At 47.5% G+C, this 23460-nt stretch carries 21 protein-coding genes; 4 read left to right on the forward strand and 17 right to left on the reverse strand.

Translation table 11 applies throughout. The annotated features are described in order from the left end of the window. Window positions 1–72 precede the first annotated feature (72 nt). From ICU98_RS04635 to ICU98_RS04650, 4 genes are all read right to left on the reverse strand, one after another. On the reverse strand, window positions 73–813 hold the full coding sequence (locus ICU98_RS04635; RefSeq protein WP_215350848.1) for a 3-ketoacyl-ACP reductase: 741 nt from the start codon (window positions 811–813) through the stop codon (window positions 73–75). Between the two features lie 17 nt (window positions 814–830). Next, window positions 831–2450: a class I poly(R)-hydroxyalkanoic acid synthase gene (gene phaC, locus ICU98_RS04640; RefSeq protein ID WP_251365293.1), complete on the reverse strand. Its 1620-nt coding sequence runs from the start codon at window positions 2448–2450 to the stop codon at window positions 831–833. A 99-nt stretch (window positions 2451–2549) separates the two neighbouring features. Further along, complete coding sequence (gene pgeF, locus ICU98_RS04645; protein WP_215350854.1) at window positions 2550–3308, reverse strand: peptidoglycan editing factor PgeF; 759 nt, start codon at window positions 3306–3308, stop codon at window positions 2550–2552. Beyond that, a complete protein-coding gene (locus ICU98_RS04650) occupies window positions 3308–4342 on the reverse strand; it encodes an RluA family pseudouridine synthase (protein WP_251365294.1) in 1035 nt (344 codons plus the stop codon). The genes pgeF and ICU98_RS04650 overlap by 1 nt, the downstream gene beginning before the upstream one ends. A gap of 20 nt (window positions 4343–4362) precedes the next feature. On the opposite strand from ICU98_RS04650, the gene ICU98_RS04655 reads away from it, so the two are divergent. After that, the gene (locus tag ICU98_RS04655) at window positions 4363–5265 is read left to right on the forward strand and encodes an outer membrane protein assembly factor BamD (RefSeq protein ID WP_215350857.1); all 903 of its coding nucleotides are present in this window, start codon (window positions 4363–4365) and stop codon (window positions 5263–5265) included. Here the strand turns inward: ICU98_RS04655 and alr are convergent. After that, window positions 5258–6358: an alanine racemase gene (gene alr / locus ICU98_RS04660; protein ID WP_215350859.1), complete on the reverse strand. Its 1101-nt coding sequence runs from the start codon at window positions 6356–6358 to the stop codon at window positions 5258–5260. The two genes, ICU98_RS04655 and alr, sit on opposite strands and share 8 nt — an antisense overlap. 74 nt (window positions 6359–6432) lie before the next feature. On the opposite strand from alr, the gene lplT reads away from it, so the two are divergent. Continuing rightward, the gene (gene lplT, locus ICU98_RS04665; protein WP_215350862.1) at window positions 6433–7752 is read left to right on the forward strand and encodes a lysophospholipid transporter LplT; all 1320 of its coding nucleotides are present in this window, start codon (window positions 6433–6435) and stop codon (window positions 7750–7752) included. A 15-nt stretch (window positions 7753–7767) separates the two neighbouring features. On the opposite strand, the gene ICU98_RS04670 is transcribed toward lplT, so the two are convergent. Genes ICU98_RS04670 through scpA form a run of 8 tightly spaced genes read right to left on the reverse strand, consistent with a single transcriptional unit; the run spans window position 7768 to window position 16809 of the window. After that, window positions 7768–8277, reverse strand: a complete 510-nt coding sequence (locus tag ICU98_RS04670; RefSeq protein WP_215350865.1) for a DNA polymerase III subunit psi — start codon at window positions 8275–8277, stop codon at window positions 7768–7770. Further along, a complete protein-coding gene (gene rimI / locus ICU98_RS04675; RefSeq protein ID WP_215350868.1) occupies window positions 8274–8786 on the reverse strand; it encodes a ribosomal protein S18-alanine N-acetyltransferase in 513 nt (170 codons plus the stop codon). The genes ICU98_RS04670 and rimI overlap by 4 nt, the downstream gene beginning before the upstream one ends. Continuing rightward, a complete protein-coding gene (gene tsaB / locus ICU98_RS04680; RefSeq protein WP_251365295.1) occupies window positions 8786–9496 on the reverse strand; it encodes a tRNA (adenosine(37)-N6)-threonylcarbamoyltransferase complex dimerization subunit type 1 TsaB in 711 nt (236 codons plus the stop codon). Before tsaB ends, rimI begins: the two co-directional genes overlap by 1 nt. Window positions 9497–9517: 21 nt before the next feature. After that, the gene (locus ICU98_RS04685; RefSeq protein WP_215350871.1) at window positions 9518–9982 is read right to left on the reverse strand and encodes a VOC family protein; all 465 of its coding nucleotides are present in this window, start codon (window positions 9980–9982) and stop codon (window positions 9518–9520) included. 9 nt (window positions 9983–9991) lie between these two features. Next, window positions 9992–12016, reverse strand: a complete 2025-nt coding sequence (gene accC, locus ICU98_RS04690) for an acetyl-CoA carboxylase biotin carboxylase subunit (protein WP_215353107.1) — start codon at window positions 12014–12016, stop codon at window positions 9992–9994. Window positions 12017–12039: 23 nt separating this feature from the next. After that, window positions 12040–13572: an acyl-CoA carboxylase subunit beta gene (locus ICU98_RS04695; protein WP_215350874.1), complete on the reverse strand. Its 1533-nt coding sequence runs from the start codon at window positions 13570–13572 to the stop codon at window positions 12040–12042. 9 nt (window positions 13573–13581) lie between these two features. Beyond that, window positions 13582–14607, reverse strand: coding sequence for a methylmalonyl Co-A mutase-associated GTPase MeaB (gene meaB, locus ICU98_RS04700; RefSeq protein ID WP_215350877.1), 1026 nt, complete (start codon window positions 14605–14607; stop codon window positions 13582–13584). An 18-nt stretch (window positions 14608–14625) separates the two neighbouring features. Continuing rightward, window positions 14626–16809 carry a methylmalonyl-CoA mutase gene (gene scpA / locus ICU98_RS04705; RefSeq protein ID WP_215353109.1) on the reverse strand — a complete coding sequence of 728 codons (2184 nt, stop codon included), beginning with the start codon at window positions 16807–16809 and terminating at the stop codon, window positions 14626–14628. A gap of 94 nt (window positions 16810–16903) precedes the next feature. Here scpA and ICU98_RS04710 point away from each other — a divergent pair, with 94 nt between their 5' ends. Next, window positions 16904–17542 carry a GntR family transcriptional regulator gene (locus tag ICU98_RS04710; protein ID WP_215350880.1) on the forward strand — a complete coding sequence of 213 codons (639 nt, stop codon included), beginning with the start codon at window positions 16904–16906 and terminating at the stop codon, window positions 17540–17542. 86 nt (window positions 17543–17628) lie between these two features. On the opposite strand, the gene ICU98_RS04715 is transcribed toward ICU98_RS04710, so the two are convergent. Both ICU98_RS04715 and ICU98_RS04720 read right to left on the reverse strand, forming a co-directional pair. After that, window positions 17629–17973 (reverse strand): cytochrome c, encoded by a 345-nt coding sequence (locus ICU98_RS04715; protein ID WP_215337157.1) that lies wholly within the window; start codon window positions 17971–17973, stop codon window positions 17629–17631. Between the two features lie 13 nt (window positions 17974–17986). Then, the gene (locus tag ICU98_RS04720; RefSeq protein ID WP_215335662.1) at window positions 17987–18349 is read right to left on the reverse strand and encodes a cytochrome c; all 363 of its coding nucleotides are present in this window, start codon (window positions 18347–18349) and stop codon (window positions 17987–17989) included. Between the two features lie 152 nt (window positions 18350–18501). Here ICU98_RS04720 and ICU98_RS04725 point away from each other — a divergent pair, with 152 nt between their 5' ends. Beyond that, window positions 18502–18960 (forward strand): RidA family protein, encoded by a 459-nt coding sequence (locus ICU98_RS04725; RefSeq protein ID WP_215350883.1) that lies wholly within the window; start codon window positions 18502–18504, stop codon window positions 18958–18960. A gap of 9 nt (window positions 18961–18969) precedes the next feature. Here the strand turns inward: ICU98_RS04725 and parC are convergent, their stop codons facing one another. Beyond that, window positions 18970–21438 carry a DNA topoisomerase IV subunit A gene (gene parC / locus ICU98_RS04730; RefSeq protein WP_251365297.1) on the reverse strand — a complete coding sequence of 823 codons (2469 nt, stop codon included), beginning with the start codon at window positions 21436–21438 and terminating at the stop codon, window positions 18970–18972. Further along, window positions 21438–23426, reverse strand: coding sequence for a DNA topoisomerase IV subunit B (locus ICU98_RS04735; RefSeq protein WP_215335664.1), 1989 nt, complete (start codon window positions 23424–23426; stop codon window positions 21438–21440). The genes parC and ICU98_RS04735 overlap by 1 nt, the downstream gene beginning before the upstream one ends. Window positions 23427–23460: the final 34 nt, after the last annotated feature.

A 23460-nucleotide genomic window follows, 5' to 3' on the forward strand; every position in this document is an offset into this window, starting at 1 on the left:
CTTTACTGCAATGCAATAAAGGGGCTAGTGTAGCCCTAGTTTGGATCAGGGTAAAGAGCCAGGAGCAGCTACTTAGCCAGTATGAATACCGCCATTCAGCGAAAAGTCTGCGCCAGTTGCATAGCCACTATCGCCAGAGGCAATCCAGCAACAAATAGAAGCGATTTCATCTGGGGTGCCCAAACGCTTCACTGGAATGCCAGCTACGATCTTTTCGAGTACATCTTCACGAATGGCCTTAACCATGTCTGTGCCCACATAGCCAGGGGAAACTGTATTGACGGTTACACCTTTAGTGGCAACCTCTTGTGCCAAAGCCATAGTGAAACCATGCAAACCTGCTTTAGCGGTGGAATAGTTACACTGTCCAAACTGACCCTTTTGTCCATTAACAGAAGAGATATTAATAATTCGACCCCAGTTGTTGTCGCACATGCCATCGATCACTTGCTTGGTGACATTAAATAATGAATTGAGGTTGGTATCGATCACGGCCTTCCATGCATCAGGCGTCATCTTACGAAATACACCATCGCGAGTAATGCCAGCGTTGTTGATCAATACATCAACACGGCCGACTTCAGCCTTGACCTTGTCAAAGGCTGCGACAGTACTATCCCAATCAGCTACGTTACCCTCGGACGCAATAAAGTCAAATCCTAAAGCCTTTTGCTCACCGAGCCATCGATCTTTGCGTGGCGAGCTCGGACCACAACCCGCAATCACTTTGAAACCATCCTTGGCCAGTCTTTGGCAAATAGCTGTACCAATTCCACCCATACCACCTGTAACGTAGGCAATTTTTTGTGACATTGTGTTCTCCCTATTTTTTATTTCTGTTCTGATATTTTTTCTTTTACATACTTCCCTGGTGCGGCAATTAATTTTGGATAGCTTTTGTTGCCAAGTATTTTGGATGCCGCTTTTTTCTCACCACCAAATGGCGCCAACCAATTGATGTAATCGGGCCACCAACTACCGCGCTCATCTTTCGCAGCAGCAAACCAGGCATCGGCCGTTTTAACTAATTTCTCATTGACAAAATAATGACGCTTATTTTTACTTGGCGGATTAATCACACCAGCAATATGGCCAGAAGCGCCCAAGACAAAACGGTTTTTGCCCTTCAACAAATGAGTAGACTTATATGCGGACTTCCAAGGAACGATGTGGTCATCGTGTGAAGCATAGATATATGCTGGACAATCAATCGTGCCTAAGTCCACCTTCTCTCCACAAATAGTAAGTTTGTTGGGTTGAATTAGCTCATTCTGAAGATAGGTGTGACGAAGATACCAGCAGTACATCGCTCCAGGTAGATTGGTGGAGTCTCCATTCCAGTAAAGCAAATCGAATGGCGGCGGGGATTTACCTTTTAGGTAATTTTCTACAACGTAATTCCAGACCAAGTCGTTAGGGCGCAAGAAGGAGAAAGTATTACCAAGCTCGAGGCCCGACATCATGCCAAAGTTACCGGACTGACCCCCAATGGTGTTCTCGCGTAACTTAACACTACCCTCATCAATGAAGATATCGAGTATTCCAGTATCACTGAAGTCTAAAAGTGTGGTGAGGAGCGTTAGGCTGGTAATGAATTTCTTTTTGCGTGCTGCAAGCACCGCTAAAGCAGAAGCTGTTAAAGTCCCGCCCACGCAAAAGCCTAAGACATTAATTTGCTCAGTGCCACTGATTGCTTTGGCAACTTCAATTGCTTGGATCACTCCTTCACCAACGTAATCATCCCAGGTGACTTGACTCATTGCATCATCGGGATTTTTCCAGGACACCAAGAAAATCGTATGGCCCTGCTCTACTAAATAACGGACCATAGAATTATCGGGTTGCAAATCCAATATGTAGTACTTGTTAATACAAGGCGGGACCATTAGCAAAGGCCGCTCATAAACAGCTTCAGTCAGTGGCGCATACTGAATCAGTTCAAATAAATTATTGCGAAATACAACCGCACCCTCTGTGGTTGCTAAGTTCTTGCCAATCTCAAAAGCGGTTTCATCGGTCTGTGAGACTTTTCCTTTTTTAAGATCACCTAACAGATTGCTAATGCCATTCTGAATGGATTGGCCTTGCGAACTAATAATATTTTCCAAGACTTCTGGATTGGTTGCAATGAAATTGGCAGGCGACATTGCGTCAATCATTTGCTCAGTGGTGAACACAATGCGATGCTTCGATTTATCGTCGGTCTCGACTGCATGAGCTAAAGCCAATAGATGTTTTGAGTTCAACAAATAACTAGCCGCTATGGTTTTGCTCCAAGTGGAATGCCATGCTTGTCCTGAAAAGCGGCGATCTTTGATTTCAATGGCATCGGGATTGGTAGCTAGATGCGATAACTCTTCAAAATATTGTTTTTGAATTTCAACCAAACGCTCGGGCGGAATGAGGGCCATATGATGAGGGGCCAAGGCAGGTGAGGTAGTTTGATTCATTCCAGAAAGCATGGTGATCTCTTATTAATGAAAACATTCTCCTTCTATAAACACAGAAGGGTTATACGCACTAACCCTAGCACCGAGCGGATTTAAAGGTCAAGGCTCTATCCAGATTAGTGACGCGAAGCGTCCTGAAACCCCATCTCGACGGTGTGAAAAGTATTGACTGGACTGGGTATAGGTACACAAGCCCCCACCATAGACATTCTGTACCCCAGCCCTTTTTAGGGCCTGATGGGCTAGCAGATCCAGATTGGCTAAATACTTCCCCGGCTTTTGGAGGATTGGCTGAAAAGTTTGCAGGTTGATCTCAAAATCCTGTTGGTCAAATGACTCAAGCACCTCTTTACCTACCTCAAAATGGTTTTGACCAATGGCCGGTCCAAGCCAGGCGAGCAATGCTGATGGCGTTAAGCCCACTGACTGCTGAATTAAAGCACTCACAGTATTTTCTAAAATGCCAGCACAAAGACCGCGCCAACCTGCATGCGCTACCCCGATCTGCTTGCCATCTGCACTACAAAAAAATACGGGCAGGCAGTCTGCAGTTAAAACGGCTAATACCTCATTCGCACGGTTGGTCACTGCTGCATCTGCGTCCGGAACCAAGGACTCCCTCACGCCAGATAGAGACATGCTCACTAGAGTGCCATGAGTCTGCCGCATCCAAAGAGGTTCACTGGGCAAAACTGCTCTCAGTAATTGACGGTTGAGTAATACCGCATTCGGATCATCCCCCACATGGTCGCCTAAATTCAATGAATCATATGGACTTAAACTGGTGCCATGGGTCCGCTGCGTGACCATGGTGCGCACCCTCTTGGGGGCCGGCCAATCAGCTGAAATGAAGTCCATTAATTGGCATTACCCATGGAGGAAATCGTAGCCGACTCAGCAGGCAAGTCTGTCTCGCTCAAGTGGAGTTGTGTCAACAATCCCATTAAATCGTCTGGGGGCAACTGAAACCAAGCCATTGCTTGATGCGTTGCGGGGTGCTCTAAGCCCAGAGCGAATGCGTGGAGAGCCTGTCTTTCAAGATCAATGGCCTTCGCAATGCCTGGAATTTTTTTCCGATAGACAGGATCCCCAATTAATGGAAAGCCTAACGATTCTAGGTGCACCCGAATTTGATGTGTCCTGCCTGTCTCCAAGCGACACTCCAATAGTGAAATTGGGTGATCTTGAAAGTGGCCCTGTGCTAAACGACGAAATTGCGTAGCAGCTGGCTTGCCCTGGGAGACACCTGCGGCCATTTTGAGTCGATCTCGTTGATCGCGCCCCACTGATGCAAGTACCTTGCCTTGACTTGGTGTACTGCCCCATACCCAGGCTAAATAGCGACGGCTTACAGTTCTCTCTTGAAGTTGGCGAACTAATGCCGTTTGCGCTTCTGCGGTTCGTGCCACCACCATCAGGCCGGAGGTATCTTTATCCAATCGATGCACTATCCCTGCCCTGGGTAAATGCTTCAGCTCTGGGTAATGAAACAGCAAGGCATTGAGCAAGGTTCCACTCCAATTACCAGCGGCTGGATGAACTACTAAGCCCACTGGTTTATTGATCACAATCATGCTTGGATCTTCATAAACCACATCAAGCGGAATATCCTCTGGAGTAAAAGCAAACTGCTCGGGCATTTCTTGCGGAAACACCTTAATGCTCTCGCCACCACGCAGGATCAATCTTGCCTTAGTAACCTTGTCATCGACCGTAACCGCCCCTGCTTCAACCCAGGACTTCAGTCGATTTCGAGAATATTCAGGCAATAAGGTCGCCAAAGCCTTATCCAGCCGTTCCCCACCACCCTCCATGGGGATTTCTAGGGCAATGAAATCCTCTTCATCGATATAATCAATGGGATTCGATTCAGGAGTTTCCGGCAATGCCACGCTTAAAAGGCCTTTTTGTTATGTCCGACGTAATTTCAGACGCCAGTTTAAGGCTTGCCGCTGCTATTCAGAAAATTGTTTCTACACAACAGGGTCGTCGGTCGCTATCTCTTGTCTTTGTTATTAGCGGCACTTTATTGCTAGGTGCTTGCGCTGGTAGCGATGGTCAAAAAGATGATGCAGATATTTGGTCTGAATCGCGCTTATATTCTGAAGCTACCGACAAACTCAATGATGCCGATTACGCGAAGTGCGGCAAGTATTTCGACAAGCTCGAGGCACGCTTCCCATTTGGGCCATATTCACAACAAGCACAAATTAATGCAGCCTATTGCTACTGGAAAGCTCAAGAGCAAGCCCAAGCATTGGTAGCGATTGATCGATTTATTAAGCTTTATCAAGGCAGCCCTAATTTAGATTACGCCTATTACCTCAAAGGCTTAATTACCTTTAATGATGATTTGGGTTGGCTAGGTAAATTTACTGGTCAAGATCTGAGTGAGCGTGACCCAAAAGCAGCCAAAGAGGCTTTTGAATCTTTTAAAACCGTTGTTGTCCGCTTCCCTGATAGCAAATATGCGCCCGATTCTATCGATCGGATGCGTTACATCGTCAATTCATTGGCGGAAGCTGATGTGATTGTGGCTCGTTATTACTATCAACGTGGTGCTTACTTAGCTGCAGCAAACCGAGCACAACTTGTTATCCGAGACTACGACCGCGCACCTGCTGTTGAAGAAGCCCTGTACATCTTGATTAAGTCCTACAATAAATTGGACATGCCGGATTTAAGTGCGGACGCTGAGCGTGTCTTTAAATTGAATTTCCCAGATAGCCAGATGCTGATTACAGGTCAGCGTGTCAAAAAAGAAAAAAGATGGTGGCAAATCTGGGTTAAAGAGAACGACGGTCAAATTAAATAATCTTGACTGGGACTCTGGGCGCAACTGCACAGATCAGCTCGTACCCAATGGTGCCACTATGATGCGCCAGTACATCAACGGGTACATGCTTACCCCATAGCTCAACGTTTGTCCCTATTTGCGCGTTTGGTACGCCCCTCAAATCGATTGTGAGCATGTCCATTGATATTCTGCCCACGATGGGGCAAATCATTCCGCCATTCTTCATCGTTGGATCGGAGACCCAAACTGGACTACCTTCTTTGGCATGTCGTGGGTAACCATCAGCATAACCACAGGCAACAATACCAATTCGCATTGGCTCAGATGCTTCATAAATTCCACCATAACCAACGCGATCACCAATTGCTAAATCTTGTATAGCAATAATTTCGCTCGCTAAAGACATTACCGGTTTGAGCCCGCTATGCTCTATATCAGAGTAAATGCCCGTAGGTGAAACGCCATACAAAATTACACCCGGCCTGACCCAATCCCCTAAGGTATTGCGATGCCAAAGAACCGTAGCTGAATTACCGTAGGAGGTAGACCCTGGTAAGCCATCAATACCGAGATGAAAAGATTCCAATTGCTCATCTACTGTAGGGGAACGATTTAGTTGATCGGCATTCGCAAAGTGCGTCATGTGATGCATGTGATAGCCAGCAGCATGAAGACGATGAAAAGCAGTTCGATAGGCATCAGGTTTAAAACCCAGACGGTTCATTCCGGTATTCATCTTCAAAAATACATTCATTCTGGAATGTGGCTGCACCTCAAAACCCTCCAGCCAAGTCACTTGATTTTCGCAATGAATCACCACATCACAAGTCAGCTCATGGGCAAGACTGAGCTCATTTTCATGAAAGAGGCCCTCTAACAGCAAAATTCTGCCTTGCCAGCCATGATCCCTAAGAAAGCGGGCATCCTCTAAATCCAGAACGGCAAACCCATCAGTAGAGCCTAGGCCCCTGAGGGCAGCCTCTAGACCGTGGCCGTAGGCCCTGGCCTTAATCACGCACCAAATCTTAGACTCAGGAGCCAAGCCCCTTATTTTGGCCAAATTATGCTCAAATGCAGCAGTATCTATAGCAGCCAAAATAGGTCTGGTCATTAGGCTATTAGCCGAACTGCCCATGTAAAAAGCCCCTTTCGTGTTTTAATTGATGCAATGACTAGATTGTACGAATGAACCGTAGTTTTTACACCATTATGGCGGCGCAATTTTTTTCGTCGCTCGCCGACAATGCCTTGCTCATTGCAGCAATCGCTCTTCTGGTCCAGCTTCAAGCTCCGGCCTGGATGACCCCTTTACTGAAATTATTCTTTGTCTTGTCTTATGTATTGCTGGCCGCTTTTGTTGGCGCCTTCGCTGATTCGAGGCCCAAAGGCAATGTGATGTTCATTACCAACACCATTAAATTTATTGGGTGCGTCTTCATGCTCTGTGGCGCACACCCACTGCTCTCATATGCAATAGTAGGCTTGGGGGCGGCAGCCTACTCACCAGCCAAATATGGAATATTGACTGAACTATTGCCACCAGAAAAACTGGTTGCGGCGAACGGCTGGATTGAAGGCTTAACCGTTAGCTCGATCATTTTGGGCACTGTTTTGGGCGGCATTCTGATTAGCAGCGGCGTCTCCAGCTCACTTCTGAGCTTTGATATGCCCATGATTGATACCGGGATCGATACCCCTGCTGAATCGGCGATCTTGATCACCATGTTTATCTATCTGATTGCAGCACTGATTAATTTACGCATTCCTGATACGGGAGCGCGTTACCTGGCGCAAAAAACCAACCCAATTGAGCTGATTAAAGATTTCGGCCACTGCTTTGTGACACTCTGGAATGACCGTTTAGGACAAATCTCGCTAGCCGTGACAACGCTCTTCTGGGGTGCTGGCGCCACTCTGCAATTTATTGTCATTAAATGGGCAGAAGTTTCTTTGCATATGAATTTATCGCAAGGCGCTATTTTGCAAGCCATCACTGCTGTAGGAGTCGCTGGTGGCGCAGTTTGGGCTGCTTGGCGTGTACCTTTGCGTAAATCTCTAACAGTGTTGCCTTACGGCATCGCCATGGGTGTGGTGGTAAGTACTCTCGCCTTGTATAACTCCGACATGTTGCCTGATCTTGTCTTGGTCAATTTTTACTCCTTGAAGCTTCATCTGAATCTGTTGCCAGCGTATTTCTTGCTCATGCTAGTGGGTTGTTTAGCAGGATATTTTGTCGTGCCAATGAATGCACTGCTACAACATCGAGGTCATGTATTGATGTCGGCCGGACATTCAATTGCAGTCCAGAACTTCAATGAGAATATTTCAGTGCTATTGATGCTGGCAAGCTATTCACTACTAATTTGGCTTGATTTTCCAGTCAAGTACGTCATCATTGGCTTTGGTCTAGTGGTCTGCTTAATCATGTATTTGGTCATGCGCCGACATAAAGCAAACCAAACTGAATACGACTCTCTGCACCTGATTGGTGAGCACAAGCACTAAATCAACAGGAATTCTCTACAGGCTATGTAAAACAGATTTGGCTAGTAAAAGGTCTTGCCATAACAATCTTTTATCTTGCGGCCTAGCGATGAAATGTTCTAGGGTAAAAGAAGGAACCAAGGGAATCTCTTCAAGCCCCTCTCGATTTAACTCTAGGATGGTGTCTCGCAACTCTTCTAGAGGATCTCTTTCTCCAGTCATCGCTTGGACTGCTTGACCGCCAAAGGCAATTGAAATTACGGGTAAGGCTTCATCTGGTCTAGCCAGCTTCGCCTTATTAGCAGGCTCACACCAGAGCCATTCTTTGGAATCTAAACCCAAAACGCGAATGAGGTTCTGAAACAAAATCTCTGCATCACCCTTTGGTTTGATCCCAAAGAACCACCATATACCCCGGGGCTTGGCTTGAGAAGAAACAGGGGTAGGCTCCTCAATCTGAGGAGCTTGAGCAGAGTCTTTGGCAACCCATTCAGAAATACCCATCTCTTTTAAAAGGGCTGAGTTGGAATTGCTTAATGTATTCATTGCGCTAGATTAATCGATTTGGCCATCACCTGGGCATCTTCTCGTTGACCAGTGGTCTGATCGGCCGGATAGTAGGCTTTACGAACCCCAATAGTTTGATAGCCAAGGCTCTCATATAGGGTAATTGCCGGAATATTGGATGGCCTAACTTCCAGGATAATCCGAGGCATTAGGCGACTAGCGGCAATGCCCTCAATAGCATTCATGATTCTTGCCGCTATACCAAGACGTCGTAATTTAGGCGAGACGGTGATATTGAGGAGATGTAGTTCATCTACTGCCGGGTAGAGAACGCAATAAGCCCACAACACCTTGGGATCTAAATAGGTGCCCGGCTGAGCGCCATCTGATTCAGGCCTGATGCAATAAGCCCAATGACCAGCCGCTAATGAATCATTGAAATTGCCTCTAGTCCAAGGATGTGCATGGGAGATTTGCTCGATAGACAAAACCTCATCTAGATCGACGCCTTGCATTGGCAAAAAAGCCAACTCAGCAGTCCTAGCCATTATTTGAGCAGGCCATGATGCAAGCGCTCTTCGGTTGTAAATGCAACTTTGTTACGGACATAGAGAGGCTCTAATTGAGCTACGGGTATTTGCATTCCTTGATCCCACATTGCTTGGGCACAGATGAGCACACCTAAGGCATGCGCACCAATTTGATCTTGCTTGATGATGGTATCTGGTGTTAGCAAACGATCGCCATACTCTAAGATCGCACTCCCTATCACGATATCTGCCTCGCTTAGCTCAACCAATTCTGGTGCGCTAAGGTGCGCATCAGAGATGCGCTCAGCCTGCGCGTTCAGCTGTAATTGATACTGGGCCCAGTAAACCTCATCCATTCGTGCATCAATCGCCACCACCAGATTGGTTGCCTGATGGTTGGATAATCTGCCCTGATGAAATTGGGCTGCGATTGCATCCAAGCTCATTACCGGTATTACTGGCAAGTTTGCGCTGAGCGCTAAACCTTGGGTAACCGCAAGCCCTAAGCGAACGCCTGTAAAGGCACCGGGTCCGATATTTACCGCAATCGCATCTAAATCCTGGAGCTCCAGCTTCGCCTCTTGCAAAAGCGCATCAATCCAGGGCAAGAGATGCTGACTGGCGGCTGACGATAATTTTTCATGACGAAATAATGGCTGTTCAGACCCAGTGCTGAGGGCGACTGAACACCAAGAGGATGAAGTATCAATTGCAAGTAAACGCGACAAGCGAAGCCTATGAATAAATAACTAAGGGCTCAAGCTCTGAATAATCTCTGCTGGAGCCTGTACCAGCTCAATTAGAACACCTTCACCGCCATAGGGAAATTCTTCATTCCCTTTGGGGTGCACGAAGGTAATGTCATGACCCGCAGCCCCTTTACGAATACCGCCTGGAGCAAATCGCATCCCTTGAGCACTGAGCCATTCAACCGCTTTAGGTAAATCATCGACCCAAAGGCCGATATGGTTTAAAGGGGTTTGATGAACGGCAGGCTTTTTATCAATATCAAAGGGTTGCATTAAATCAACTTCCACTTGATGTGCGCCCATTCCGATTGCGCAAATATCTTCGTCCACATTCTCCCGCTCCGAAACAAAAGTGCTGAGATATTCAAATCCGAGCAGGTCAATCCAGAGTTTTCGCAGGCGATCTTTGTTCTCACCACCAATGGCGATCTGCTGAATCCCAAGAATACGAAAGGGCTTTGTCATTTTTACTCTTTACTCGAAACGGATAATCAATTGATCTACTGCCAAGCTATCACCCTCTTTCGCACATATCTCAGCGATGATGCCGTCTTGAGCTGCGCTCAGGGTGTTTTCCATCTTCATTGCTTCGATTGCTGCGAGCTTTTGCCCTGCAGTGACGCTCTCACCTGCTTTAACAAATATTTTTGTTAGTAGACCCGGCATGGGAGATAAAACCAATTTAGAGGTATCGGGTGGAAGCTTGATAGGCATACGACGCTGCATTTCAGCGCCGAAGGAGCTCAGCACCATACAGTCATATTGAGCTCCATCAAGGACCAGATGGTACTTCACACCACGACGCTCTACTTGGGCGGTGATCTTGCTGGTGCCATTGATTCTGGCATGCAAAGTGATGTCACCAGGACGCCAAGCACTCTCGATATCGTAGCGACTCAAGCCGTCGGCGGCATTGATATAAACAGAATAGACACCTTGTTTTAACTCAATGCGGGCTGGAAGCTCATATGGAGCTTCACTTGCGCCGACCCGTTTACCAGTAACAATCACGAATTCTTTTGCAATGACCATCTCGTGCCCAGCTAACTGACCATCAATCAACTTGATGTGTTCAAGATAGCGGTAACGCATGAATGCTGCTAAAGCCGCCAATCTATTGGGGTCGGCGGGTTGAACAGAATCCTTTTTAAAGCCCTGCGGATACTCCTCTGCGATAAAACCAGTTGTGAAGTCACCAGAAACAAAGCGAGGATGTTGCAATAAAGCAGCCTGGAAAGGAACGTTTGAATGAATCCCCCGAATCACAAAGTTGTTCAGGGCATCACGCATCTTTTCGATTGCTGTTGCACGATCCTTGCCATAGACAATCAACTTTGCAATCATTGAGTCGTAATACATGGGGATCTCGCCTCCCTCATACACACCAGTATCGACACGCACGCCATCTTGCTCTTCCGGTGGACGATATTTAACAAGACGGCCCGTGGAGGGCAAGAAGTTTCGGAATGGATCATCCGCATTGATACGGCATTCCATTGACCAGCCATTGAGTTTGATGTCATCTTGCTTAAATGCCAACTTTTCGCCAGCAGCAACCCGAATCATCTGCTCAACTAGATCTAAACCAGTGATTCCCTCTGTAACTGGATGCTCTACTTGCAAGCGTGTATTCATCTCAAGAAAGTAAAAGGACTTGTCTTTGCCAACCACAAACTCGACCGTACCAGCGGATTGATAGTTAACGGCCTTAGCTAAAGCTACCGCTTGTTCGCCCATTGCTTTACGAGTTGCGGGATCAATAAATGGGGATGGTGCTTCTTCGATGACTTTTTGATGACGGCGCTGAATCGAGCAATCGCGCTCCCCTAAATAAACCGTATTACCGAACGCATCACCCAAAACTTGGATTTCAATATGGCGCGGGCCCTCAACAAATTTCTCGATAAAGATCCGATCATCACCAAAACTATTCATCGCCTCAGTTTTGCAAGCTGCAAATCCCTCAGCAGCTTCTTTGTCATTGAATGCAACGCGTAAACCTTTGCCACCACCGCCGGCAGAGGCTTTGATCATGACTGGATATCCAATAACCTGAGCGATCTTTACTGCCTCTTCAGTTGTTGCGATTGCCTCGTTATGACCAGGAATAGTGTTGACTTTAGCTTCGAGTGCTAATTTCTTGGAGGCAATCTTGTCTCCCATCGCTGCAATCGACTGATGCTTTGGTCCAATAAAGACAATGCCCTCTTCTTCACAACGCTTAGCAAACTGTTCGTTTTCGGATAAGAAGCCATAGCCTGGATGAACTGCTTCAGCGCCGGTATCCTTGCAAGCCTGAATAATGCGATCCATTACCAGATAGGATTCACGTGACGGTGCTGGTCCAATCAACACAGCTTCATCCGCCAGTTGTACATGGCGAGCCTCTTTATCAGCCTCCGAATAAACGGCAACTGTTTTGATGCCCATTTTTTGAGCTGTCTTGATGACACGGCAAGCAATTTCGCCGCGATTGGCAATGAGAATTTTCTTAAACATCTTCGTAGTCATGATTGGCCGCCTTACAAAGGAATATTGCCGTGTTTACGGGCGGGGTTCTTTAATTCTTTATCTTTCAACATGGCTAAAGATCTCGCAATCCGTTTACGCGTCTCGTGAGGCAATATCACATCGTCAATATAGCCCCGGCGTCCTGCTACAAAAGGATTGGCAAACTTGGCTTTGTACTCTGCCTCTCTTGCTGCAATTTTGGCGGGGTCGGATTTTTCTTCACGGAAAATAATTTCTACCGCACCTTTTGGACCCATGACAGCAATTTCTGCCGATGGCCATGCAAAATTAACGTCGCCACGCAAGTGTTTGGATGCCATCACATCATATGCACCACCATAAGCCTTGCGAGTGATTAAAGTCACCTTCGGCACTGTGCAATCTGCATAGGCATACAGTAGCTTTGCGCCATGCTTGATAATGCCGCCATATTCTTGTGCAGTCCCAGGCATAAATCCTGGCACGTCAACCAAAGTCACGACAGGAATATTAAAGGCATCGCAAAAGCGCACAAACCGCGCTGCTTTGATGGAAGCTTTGATATCGAGACAACCTGCTAGCACTAAGGGCTGATTCGCAACAATACCAACGGTTGAACCTTCGATACGGGCAAAGCCAATAATGATGTTCTTAGCAAAATCAGGTTGCAGCTCAAAGAACTCGCCATCGTCGACCATCTTATGAATCAGTTCTTTGATGTCATAAGGCTGGTTTGGATTCGATGGCACCAAGGTATCTAATGAATAATCAGGCTCTTCATGCCGATTGGGGATCTTGACAACCGGAGGCTTCTCACGATTTGAGAGTGGTAAGTAGTTAAAGAAGCGTCTGAGCATCATGATTGCTTCAACATCATTCTCAAAAGCAAGATCACAAACTCCGGATACTGTGGAATGGGTCACTGCACCACCCAACTCTTCTGCGCTGACATCCTCATGCGTGACGGTCTTCACCACCTCAGGACCCGTCACAAACATATAAGAGCTATCTTTGACCATAAAGATAAAGTCAGTCAAGGCTGGCGAATAGACTGCGCCACCGGCAGACGGGCCCATAATTAAGGAAATTTGCGGAATGACGCCGGAAGCGGTGACATTACGCTGAAAGATTTCTGCATAGCCGCCCAAAGAGGCAACACCCTCCTGAATTCGTGCACCACCAGAATCATTCAAGCCAATTACTGGGGCGCCAACTTTCATGGCCTGATCCATGATCTTGCAGATCTTTTCTGCATGAGCCTCTGAAAGTGATCCTCCCAATACGGTAAAGTCTTGCGAGAAGACAAACACTAAACGGCCATTAATCATGCCGTAACCCGTTACTACACCATCACCGGGTACCGTTTGTTCATCCATACCAAAATCATGGCAACGATGCTCAACAAACATATCCCACTCTTCAAAAGAGCCCGCGTCGAGCAGTAATTCAATTCGTTCACGAGCGGTTAACTTGCCTTTAGCGTGTTGAGCCTGTATTCGTTTTTGCCCTCCACCTAGTCGTGCTAATTGACGCTGATCTTCGAGCTGTTGGATGATTTCTTTCATAACATTTCCTTAGAAAAATTCATGGCCCATCGCCTCAAGCAAGCGTCGCGCCGCTACCGAGGCAGCCATGGTTCCAGCATTTACCTCAGCACTGAGTCTGGGTAATAGTGCTTGCACTTCAGGATGGCTTCGGAAGGCGTGCTTTAATCCGGCATCGATGCGTTCCCACATCCATGAGCCTGCCTGTTGTTTCCGACGCTCCTCTAACTTGCCATTCGCAGTCTGCAATTTCTGAAAACGCAGAATGTTGTCCCAGAGTTCTGGAACGCCTTGGCCATTGAGAGCACTCAAACTCATGACGATGGGGTGCCAATAATCCGCTTGGTGAGAAGCATGGTCCGGATTGCCCTGAAAGCCAAGTAAGCGCAGTGAGCTCGTAATAAAGGCTTGCGCTCTCATTGCGGCATTCGGATCAATATCTGCTTTATTAATGACAATCAGGTCAGCCAACTCCATCACACCTTTTTTAATAGCCTGGAGATCATCACCAGCATTGGGAAGTTGAAGCAAGAGAAATAGGTCTGTCATGCCCGCTACAGCAATCTCACTTTGTCCTACACCGACAGTTTCAACGATCACCACATCATGACCAGCCGCTTCAGCAACAAGTAGCGCTTCACGGGTTTTTTCTGCAACACCACCTAAAGTCCCTGACGAGGGGCTTGGCCGAATAAAGGCATGCTCATGAACTGACAGGCGCTCCATGCGAGTCTTATCACCCAGAATCGATCCGCCCGAGATGCTGGATGAAGGATCGATTGCTAAGACCGCAACCCGATGTCCTTTGTCGATCAAATAGAGACCCAGGGTTTCAATTAAAGTAGATTTACCAACTCCTGGAACACCTGAAATTCCCAAACGAAAGGACTTTCCGGTCTTGGGCAACAGTGCATTGAGCACTTCGTCTGCGCGCTTACGGTGATCTGAGCGCGTGGATTCCAAAAGAGTAATGATCTTCGCCAGTGCACGACGTTGCGCTGGCGATGGTTGACCAGTGAGATCCTCAATTAAGGATTGATCAGCGGCATTCATCATGGGTTTTGATTCCTAGACTTAGCTAGGATTAACCTGTTTTCGAATTTGCTCAAGCACATCTTTCGCTGAAGCTGGTATCGGTGTACCTGGTCCGTAGATACCCTTCACCCCTGCGTCGTATAAGAATTCATAGTCTTGGCGCGGAATCACACCACCCACAAACACGATGATGTCATCAGCACCCTGTTTTTTGAGCTCTTGAATAATCGCAGGGACTAGTGTTTTATGGCCAGCAGCTAAAGTAGAGATTCCTAAAGCATGCACATCGTTCTCGATTGCTTGACGGGCGCACTCTTCAGGTGTCTGAAATAAGGGGCCAATGTCGACGTCAAAACCCAGATCAGCAAAAGCTGTGGCCACCACCTTGGCACCACGATCATGACCATCCTGACCCAATTTGGCAATCATCACTCTAGGACGCCGACCAAAGTCTTTTGCGAAATCACTAATTTCTAATTTGAGTTTTTCCCAGCCCTCGGCTGAGTCATAGGCAGCTGCATACACTCCGGTCACCTTTTGCGTATCGGCGCGATGGCGCCCGTAAACTTTCTCTAATGCGTCTGAGACTTCACCGACCGTGGCACGCAAACGCATTGCATCCACAGCAAGTCCTAATAAGTTACCAGTGTTTTCTTCTGCGGCTTTGGTTAAAGCATCAAGCGCTACATCGACTTTCTTCTGATCGCGTTTGGCTTTGATATTTTTTAAGCGAGCGATCTGGCTATCACGCACCTTATCGTTGTCGATCATTAATACATCGACCAAATCTTCTTTAGCAAGCTTGTATTTATTCACCCCCACGATAACATCCGAACCAGAGTCAATCTTGGCTTGCTTTTCTGCTGCAGCGGCTTCAATCTTCAGTTTGGCCCAGCCACTTTCTACTGCTTTGGTCATACCACCCATGGCTTCGACTTCTTCGATAATTTCCCATGCTTTGTCAGCCATCTCTTGCGTGAGGTTCTCCATCATGTATGAGCCAGCCCAAGGATCGATCACACTAGTGATATGGGTCTCTTCTTGCAAAATGAGTTGGGTATTGCGAGCAATGCGGCTTGAGGTCTCAGAGGGCAAAGCAATTGCCTCGTCAAAGGAGTTGGTGTGCAGCGACTGCGTTCCGCCGAACACAGCTGCCATAGCCTCAACCGTAGTGCGAACGACATTGTTGTAGGGGTCTTGCTCAGTCAAAGACCAGCCTGAGGTCTGGCAATGCGTCCGAAGCATCAGCGACTTCGGACTCTTAGGCTCGAATGATTTCATGATGCGCCACCATAAAAGCCTTGCTGCGCGTAACTTGGCAACTTCTAAATAGAAGTTCATGCCAATTGCAAAGAAGAAAGACAGACGACCGGCAAATCCGTCAATATCCAAGCCTTTGGCTAGCGCTGTTTTCACATACTCTTGACCATCTGCCAAGGTGAACGCCAATTCCAAGACTTGATTGGCCCCTGCTTCTTGCATGTGGTAACCCGAAATGGATATCGAGTTGAACTTCGGCATGTACTTAGCGGTGTACTCAATGATGTCGCCAATAATGCGCATCGATGGTTCAGGCGGATAAATGTAGGTGTTACGCACCATAAACTCTTTCAGGATGTCATTCTGAATGGTGCCGGAGAGTTGATCTTGCCTTACCCCTTGTTCTTCTCCAGCCACAATATACCCAGCCAAAACCGGTAATACCGCACCGTTCATCGTCATCGAAACAGAGACCTTGTCCAATGGAATGCCATCGAATAGGATTTTCATATCCTCGACCGAATCAATCGCAACACCGGCTTTACCGACATCGCCCGTCACACGCGGATGATCCGAGTCGTAACCACGATGCGTTGCCAAATCAAACGCCACTGAGACGCCTTGGCCACCCGCGTCTAGCGCTTTGCGATAAAAAGTATTCGATTCTTCCGCTGTTGAAAATCCCGCATATTGACGTATGGTCCATGGGCGCACTGAATACATCGTTGCCTGTGGGCCACGCACAAATGGCTCAAACCCAGGTAAGGTATCGGCATAGCTCAACCCCTCAAGATCGGCAGAGGTATACAAAGCCTTTAAGTGAATTCCATCGGGTGTTTGCCAGCCCAATTGATCAACATCGCCATTAGGAGCGGATTTTTGCGCTGAGCCATTCCAATCTTCCAGACTCGCTTTTGGCACATTAGGCCAAGTCGAGGCATTGGTTTTTTTATCGCTAGCCATCAATCGCTCCCATAAGGCTGTATTCATCTCACAAAGTAATTATGGTCATTTTGCTTGACAAATCCTGGTTTGTCTAGATATTGTATACATAATTATGAATACAAAACTAATTAATCGCCCCCTATATGAGGATGTCGCAGACCGCCTCAGAGGGCAAATCTTTGCCCATGAACTGACTCCAGGGAGCTGGCTAGACGAGCAAAGTCTGGCTGTTCAGTTTGGGATTAGCAGGACTCCGATGCGAGAAGCAATCAAATTGCTGGCTGCTGAGGGCCTGGTAACCATCAAACTCCGCAGAGGAGCCTACGTTACCGAGGTGGAACGCTCTGATTTAGAAGAAATCTTTACCGTACTCTCCCTACTTGAGGGTGAAGCAGCAAAAGAGGCCGCCCTAAAGGCAAATGAAGCTCAATTAAATCAACTTGACGATATTCACCACCGGCTAGAAAAAGCGGCAGCAGATCGCGATATTGAGCAATTTTTTGAAATTAATGTGAAATTTCATGAGCTAATCCTCGATATCGCTGGGAATAAATGGTTGAACGGCGTTATTGCTGATTTGAGAAAAGTTCTCAAGCTGCAAAGAAAAGACTCCCTAAATAGAACCGGGCGTTTGCAAAATTCTCTGTTAGAGCACAGGCAAATACTGGAGGCTATCCTGAAAGGAGATGCTAGAGCAGCTGAAATGGCAATGCGCAAACATCTAGCCCAAGGTTTAGAGGCGGCGAGGTAGATTTCGAGCTCAATGCTAAGATATTACCCATAAAAAACAATGGCTTAGGAGATCATCCTAAGCCATTTTGATATGCACTACAGCAATTACTTTTTAATCACCAAAGTACCTGGCAAAGAAGATACATAAGCAGCGATATCTTTTAAGTCCTGTTCTGAGTAGGATTGAACTTGGCCTGCCATGATGGCGTTATTGCGACCGTACTTCGCATTGCTGCCACCAACTTGGTAGGCATGTAAAGCATAGTAGAGGTAATCGGCAGGTTGACCAGCCAAACGAGGATAGACCGGCAGAATTGGCGCATTGAGTCCAGCACCATGACAGGAGGTGCAATTACCCTTCTCTACCAAAGCCTGACCTTTTTCAATATTGGCGGCATTGGCCAAGCCAACGCAACAAAACACAAGAGTTGTGATGAATGCAAATTTCATAGACATATCTCGATTACTTCAATGGGTTGATCGGTGAGCTGGATGTTTGAGCAGCATAGTATTCGCCAATATCAGCCATATCCTGATCGGACAGACTTCCGGCAATCGCTCTCATCGTTGGGTGCTTGCGCTCGCCCTTTTTATATTCAGACAAGGCAACCGCAATATAGCCGGCATTTTGACCGCCCAACATGGGTACGCGATAGACCAAAGGGTAGTCAGCACGATAGTCAGGAATGGAATGGCAACCAGTGCAAAGCCAGACTTTGCCTGCACCAGCTTGAGCAGAACCCTGGACGTCATCGGCTTGCGCTGCAAGTGCGGTAAAAGCCAAACCAGCGCAAAGGGCCAATTGGGAAATCAAGTGTTTTTTCATAGAAATCATCAAGAAGCAGATTGATCAAAAGTTTGAGAGAGTATAGCGGAGACTGCTGGCAAACGGCCTGGAATGCGTATTTTTGGTGAATCGGCGGTACTAGGCAATATTTTTCCCTATACTTTCCGCTATTCCCATTCAACGAGAAGCCCATGACCACCCTAGCCTCAGATCGCCTTAACACTTTAGGCATCGAATTACCCCCAGCCGGCCCTCCCGCCGCCGCTTATGTAATGGCCACTACCTCAGGAAATACCGTCTATCTCTCTGGGCATATTGCAAAACAAGCTGGCAAGGTTTGGGTTGGCAAACTCGGTCAAGATATGGATACCAAAACAGGTCAGAATGCGGCACGCTCGATAGCCATCGATTTACTGGCTACCCTTCAAAATCACCTAGGCTCGATTGATCGAGTCAAACGCATTATTAAAGTGATGGGTTTGGTTAACTCCACTGCAGACTTCACTGAACAACACTTGGTTATCAATGGATGTTCAGAATTGCTATTCGAAGTGTTTGGCGATGCTGGCAAACACGCTCGCAGCGCCTTTGGTGTCGCTCAAATTCCTTTGGGTGCCTGCGTCGAAATTGAACTCATTGCAGAGATTTAAAGCAGCGCTTTAGTTGGCTTTGAGCTTTCCGTCTTTCAGACGAGGCTCAACAAAGTGGCCTTTGCGGGCACGATTACCGACAAATGTCTTGAGCGTCTTGGCATCCAAATTGAGCTCGGTTGGTTTGCCGGCTCGACCCGCACCACTATACGTTGCGCCTTCGGCACCGACTGCAATCGCGGAAGCCAAAGTCTCTTTAGCATCTAAGCCCATCAAGATCACACCTTTACCACCAGCAGGTAAGCGCTTGAGCTCATCCAATGGAAATACCAAGAGCTTTGCACTCTCAGACAAACAAGCAACCTGTTTCATGCCGACTGATACTTTGGCGGCACCAAGCGGAGCATCTCCACCTGGGAACTTAGCATCAACACCCACAAAAGCTTTACCGGCTTTATTGCGGGTCATCATGTCGCTCACATTAGCCAAGAAACCATTACCTGCTCGCGTTGAGATTAAAACCAAATCATCGGCATGGCCTGCGTAATACGCCACCATTTGGGATCCGGCGGCCAGATTCACAAAACTGGTGAGGGGCGATCCATCTCCACGCGCACCCGGGAGCTCGCTCACCGGCACTGTGTAAACGCGACCATCACTACCAAAGCCTTGCATTACATCGACCGTGCGGCATTCGAAAGTGCCATACATGCCATCACCAGCCTTAAATGCAAACTGGCTAGGGTCGTGCTCATGACCTTGACGCACTCGTACCCAACCTTTTTGAGAAACAATCACAGTCACGGGCTCATCAACTACCTTGGTCTCGGCTACAGCACGCTTATCTTCTTGGATGATGGTGCGACGATCATCACCAAAGCCTTTCATATCGGACTCAATCTCTTTGATGATGCGCTTACGTAAATTGCTATCGTTTTGTAAGAGTCCTTCAAGATCATCGCGCTCGGTTTTCAGCTCCTTGAGCTCTTGCTCGATCTTAATGCCCTCTAAGCGAGCCAACTGACGCAAGCGGATGTCCAAAATGTCTTCTGCTTGACGCTCAGTGAGTTTGAAGGCGGTAATCAAATCCGCCTTAGGCTCATCGCTATTACGAATAATCTTGATGACCTTATCAATATTGAGAAGCACCGTTAAACGGCCTTCCAAAATATGCATACGGTCTTTGACTTTACCCAAACGGTACTCAGTACGCCGGGTAACGGTTTGCACCCGGAAACCAATCCACTCAGAAATAATATCTTTGAGGCCTTTTTGACGGGGTCGACCGTCAGTTCCAATCATCACCAAATTCATTGGAGCATTGGATTCTAAAGAGGTATGGGCTAACAAAAGATTGACGAACTCGTTGAGATCGATGTTCTTACTCTTAGGCTCAAACACTAAGCGCACTGCTGCATCTTTACTTGACTCGTCACGCACCCCATCTAATACCGCCAAGATCGTTGACTTCAGGTTGTTTTGATCAGTCGTGAGGGTTTTCTTGCCAATCTTGACTTTAGGGTTGGTAATCTCTTCAATCTCTTGCAAAACCTTTTGGGAAGAAGTTGAAGGCGGTAATTCATTTACTACCACTTGCCACTGACCGCGAGCCAACTCCTCTACAGACCAACGGGCTCGGACTTTTAGGCTCCCGCGACCACCCTCATAGATCTGGGCAATTTCGTTAGCCGGGGAAATAATTTGACCACCGCCAGGGAAATCAGGGCCAGGGATGATCTCCAGCAGTTCAGCGGTCGACATCTTGGGCGACTTCATTAAGGCAATGGCTGCGCTAGCGACTTCACGAAGGTTGTGCGAAGGTATTTCGGTTGCCATACCCACCGCAATGCCTGAAGCCCCATTCAGGAGCACAAAAGGTAAACGTGCGGGTAATAGTTTGGGCTCTTGAAAAGATCCATCATAGTTCGGGGCAAAATCCACCGTACCTTCATCAATCTCACTAAGCAATAAACCAGCAATCTTGGTTAAGCGCGCTTCGGTATAACGCATGGCAGCTGCGCCATCACCATCGCGAGAACCAAAGTTACCCTGACCATCGATTAAGGGATAGCGCAAGGAAAAGCTTTGTGCCAAACGGACCAGCGCGTCATATGCAGATTGATCACCATGTGGATGGAACTTACCCAATACATCACCTACCACCCGCGCACTCTTAACAGGTTTCGCATCAGCACGGAGACCCATCTCGCTCATCGAGAATAAGATCCGGCGTTGAACTGGCTTTTGTCCATCTGCGACATCCGGTAAAGCGCGGCCCTTCACAACGCTAATGGCGTAATCTAAGTAGGCGCGCTCGGCATAGACTGCTAGCGTGAGGCTGTCTTTATCATCCTCATTAAGCTCAACCTTGTTGGGATCATGTGGGGGTGGATTGCCACCTGACTGTAAGGACTTGGGTGAAGCTAGTTCAAGCTCAGTTATCTCAACCTCATCGATATTCGAAAAAAGATCCGCCTGCTCTACTGACTTAGCCGTTTTCCCTGGAACCGTTTTATGAATCGGTTTCTTAGTAGCCATTAGATATCTGCCTCAACTTCATTACCGCGCTCCTCTAACCAATCGCGCCGCGCGCCGGATTCGGATTTACCCATCAACATATCCATAGTTTTAATGGTTTCATCCTGAGTCCACTCACCGAGTGTTACAGGCAGCAAACGTCGAGTGTCGGGGTTTAAAGTGGTATCCCACAATTGCTCTGCACTCATTTCTCCCAAACCTTTAAAGCGGGAGATCTGCCATGCGCCCTCTCGAACGCCGTCCTTGCGTAATTTGTCTTCAATAGCCTGAAGCTCATTCGCATCGAGGGCATAGATTTTTTGAGCAGGCTTCTTGCCGCGGGCTGGAGCATCGACTCTAAATAAAGGTGGCCTTGAAATATAGACATGACCCAAATCAATCAGTTTGGGAAAGTGCTTATAGAACAAAGTGAGCAGCAATACCTGAATATGCGCTCCATCAACGTCCGCATCAGAAAGTATGCATACCTTGCCATAGCGTAGATTCGATAAATCGATCTCATCATTGGGGCCATGAGGATCAACGCCGATCGCTACCGCGATATCGTGTACTTCGTTATTCGCAAAAAGACGATCGCGCTCTGCCTCCCAAGTATTAAGCACCTTACCGCGTAGAGGCAAGATTGCCTGATATTCCTTATTGCGACCCATCTTCGCTGAACCACCTGCTGAATCTCCCTCGACTAGGAAAATTTCATTCATAGCGATATCTTGACTCTCGCAATCGGTTAACTTCCCCGGCAGCACAGCTACGCCAGAAGATTTCTTCTTTTCAACTTTTTGACCGGCACGTGTTCTAGCTTGTGCCTGTTTAATCACGAGATCAGCAAGCTTACGACCATAGTCGACATGCTGGTTTAACCAAAGCTCTAGAGCGGATTTGGAATAGGCCGAGACCAATCGAACGGCGTCGCGTGAATTGAGGCGCTCTTTAATTTGCCCCTGAAACTGGGGGTCTAGCACTTTGGCAGACAGAATAAAGGAAGCTCTCGCAAATACATCCTCAGGCATGAGCTTGACACCTTTAGGTTGTAGGGCATGCATTTCGATAAACCCTTTGACAGCATTAAAGAGGCCTTCGCGTAAACCACTCTCATGAGTTCCTCCTGCTGGAGTAGGAATCAGATTGACGTAGCTCTCACGCACGGGTGCGCCATCTTCAGTCCAAGCCACGACCCAAGCGGCGCCCTCACCTTCAGCAAAACCATCTTCATCACTGTTGCCGGTGGCATATTGCTCACCTTCAAATGGAGGAATGACCTCAGCACCATGACCTGCTTGGGCGATTGCTTCATTGAGATAGCCGCGTAACCCTTGAGCATATTGCCAAGTTTGACTGTCGCCCGTTTTTTCTTGAATGAGAGTGACTTTGACCCCAGGCAGCAATACAGCCTTAGATCTGAGTAAACGAATCAACTCCGGCATCGGAATTGCTGCACTATCAAAGTACTTTGCATCAGGCCAAGCCCGTACTCGCGTGCCGTGTGACTTATCGTCTTTGCTGGATGCTTTGGATTTGAGTTTCTCAATCACCTTGCCATCAGCAAAAGTCAAGGTAGAAACTTGCCCATCACGCCAAACTGTCACTTCCAATCGTTTTGAAAGTGCATTGGTAACCGAGACGCCAACCCCATGTAGACCGCCTGAGAAGGCGTAAGCGCCACCACTGCCCTTTTCAAACTTACCGCCAGCATGCAATTGAGTAAATACGATTTCTACAACGGGAAGTTTTTCGGTAGGATGCATTCCCACTGGAATCCCTCGACCATCATCTTCGACACTCACGCTGCCATCGGTGTGCATGGTCACAATGATGTGTTTGCCAAACCCGCCTAGCGCCTCATCCGATGCGTTATCCAAAACCTCTTGAATGATGTGCAAAGGATTATCGGTACGGGTGTACATACCGGGCCGTTGCCGGACAGGTTCAAGGCCTTTCAGGACCTGAATCGATGATTCGCTGTATTCGGAGGTTTTACGTGTAGCCATTCGCGCAAATTGTAGCCATGTCTGACTGACACCC

This window comes from Polynucleobacter sp. MWH-P3-07-1 (assembly GCF_018687555.1).
Taxonomy (GTDB): Bacteria; Pseudomonadota; Gammaproteobacteria; order Burkholderiales; family Burkholderiaceae; genus Polynucleobacter.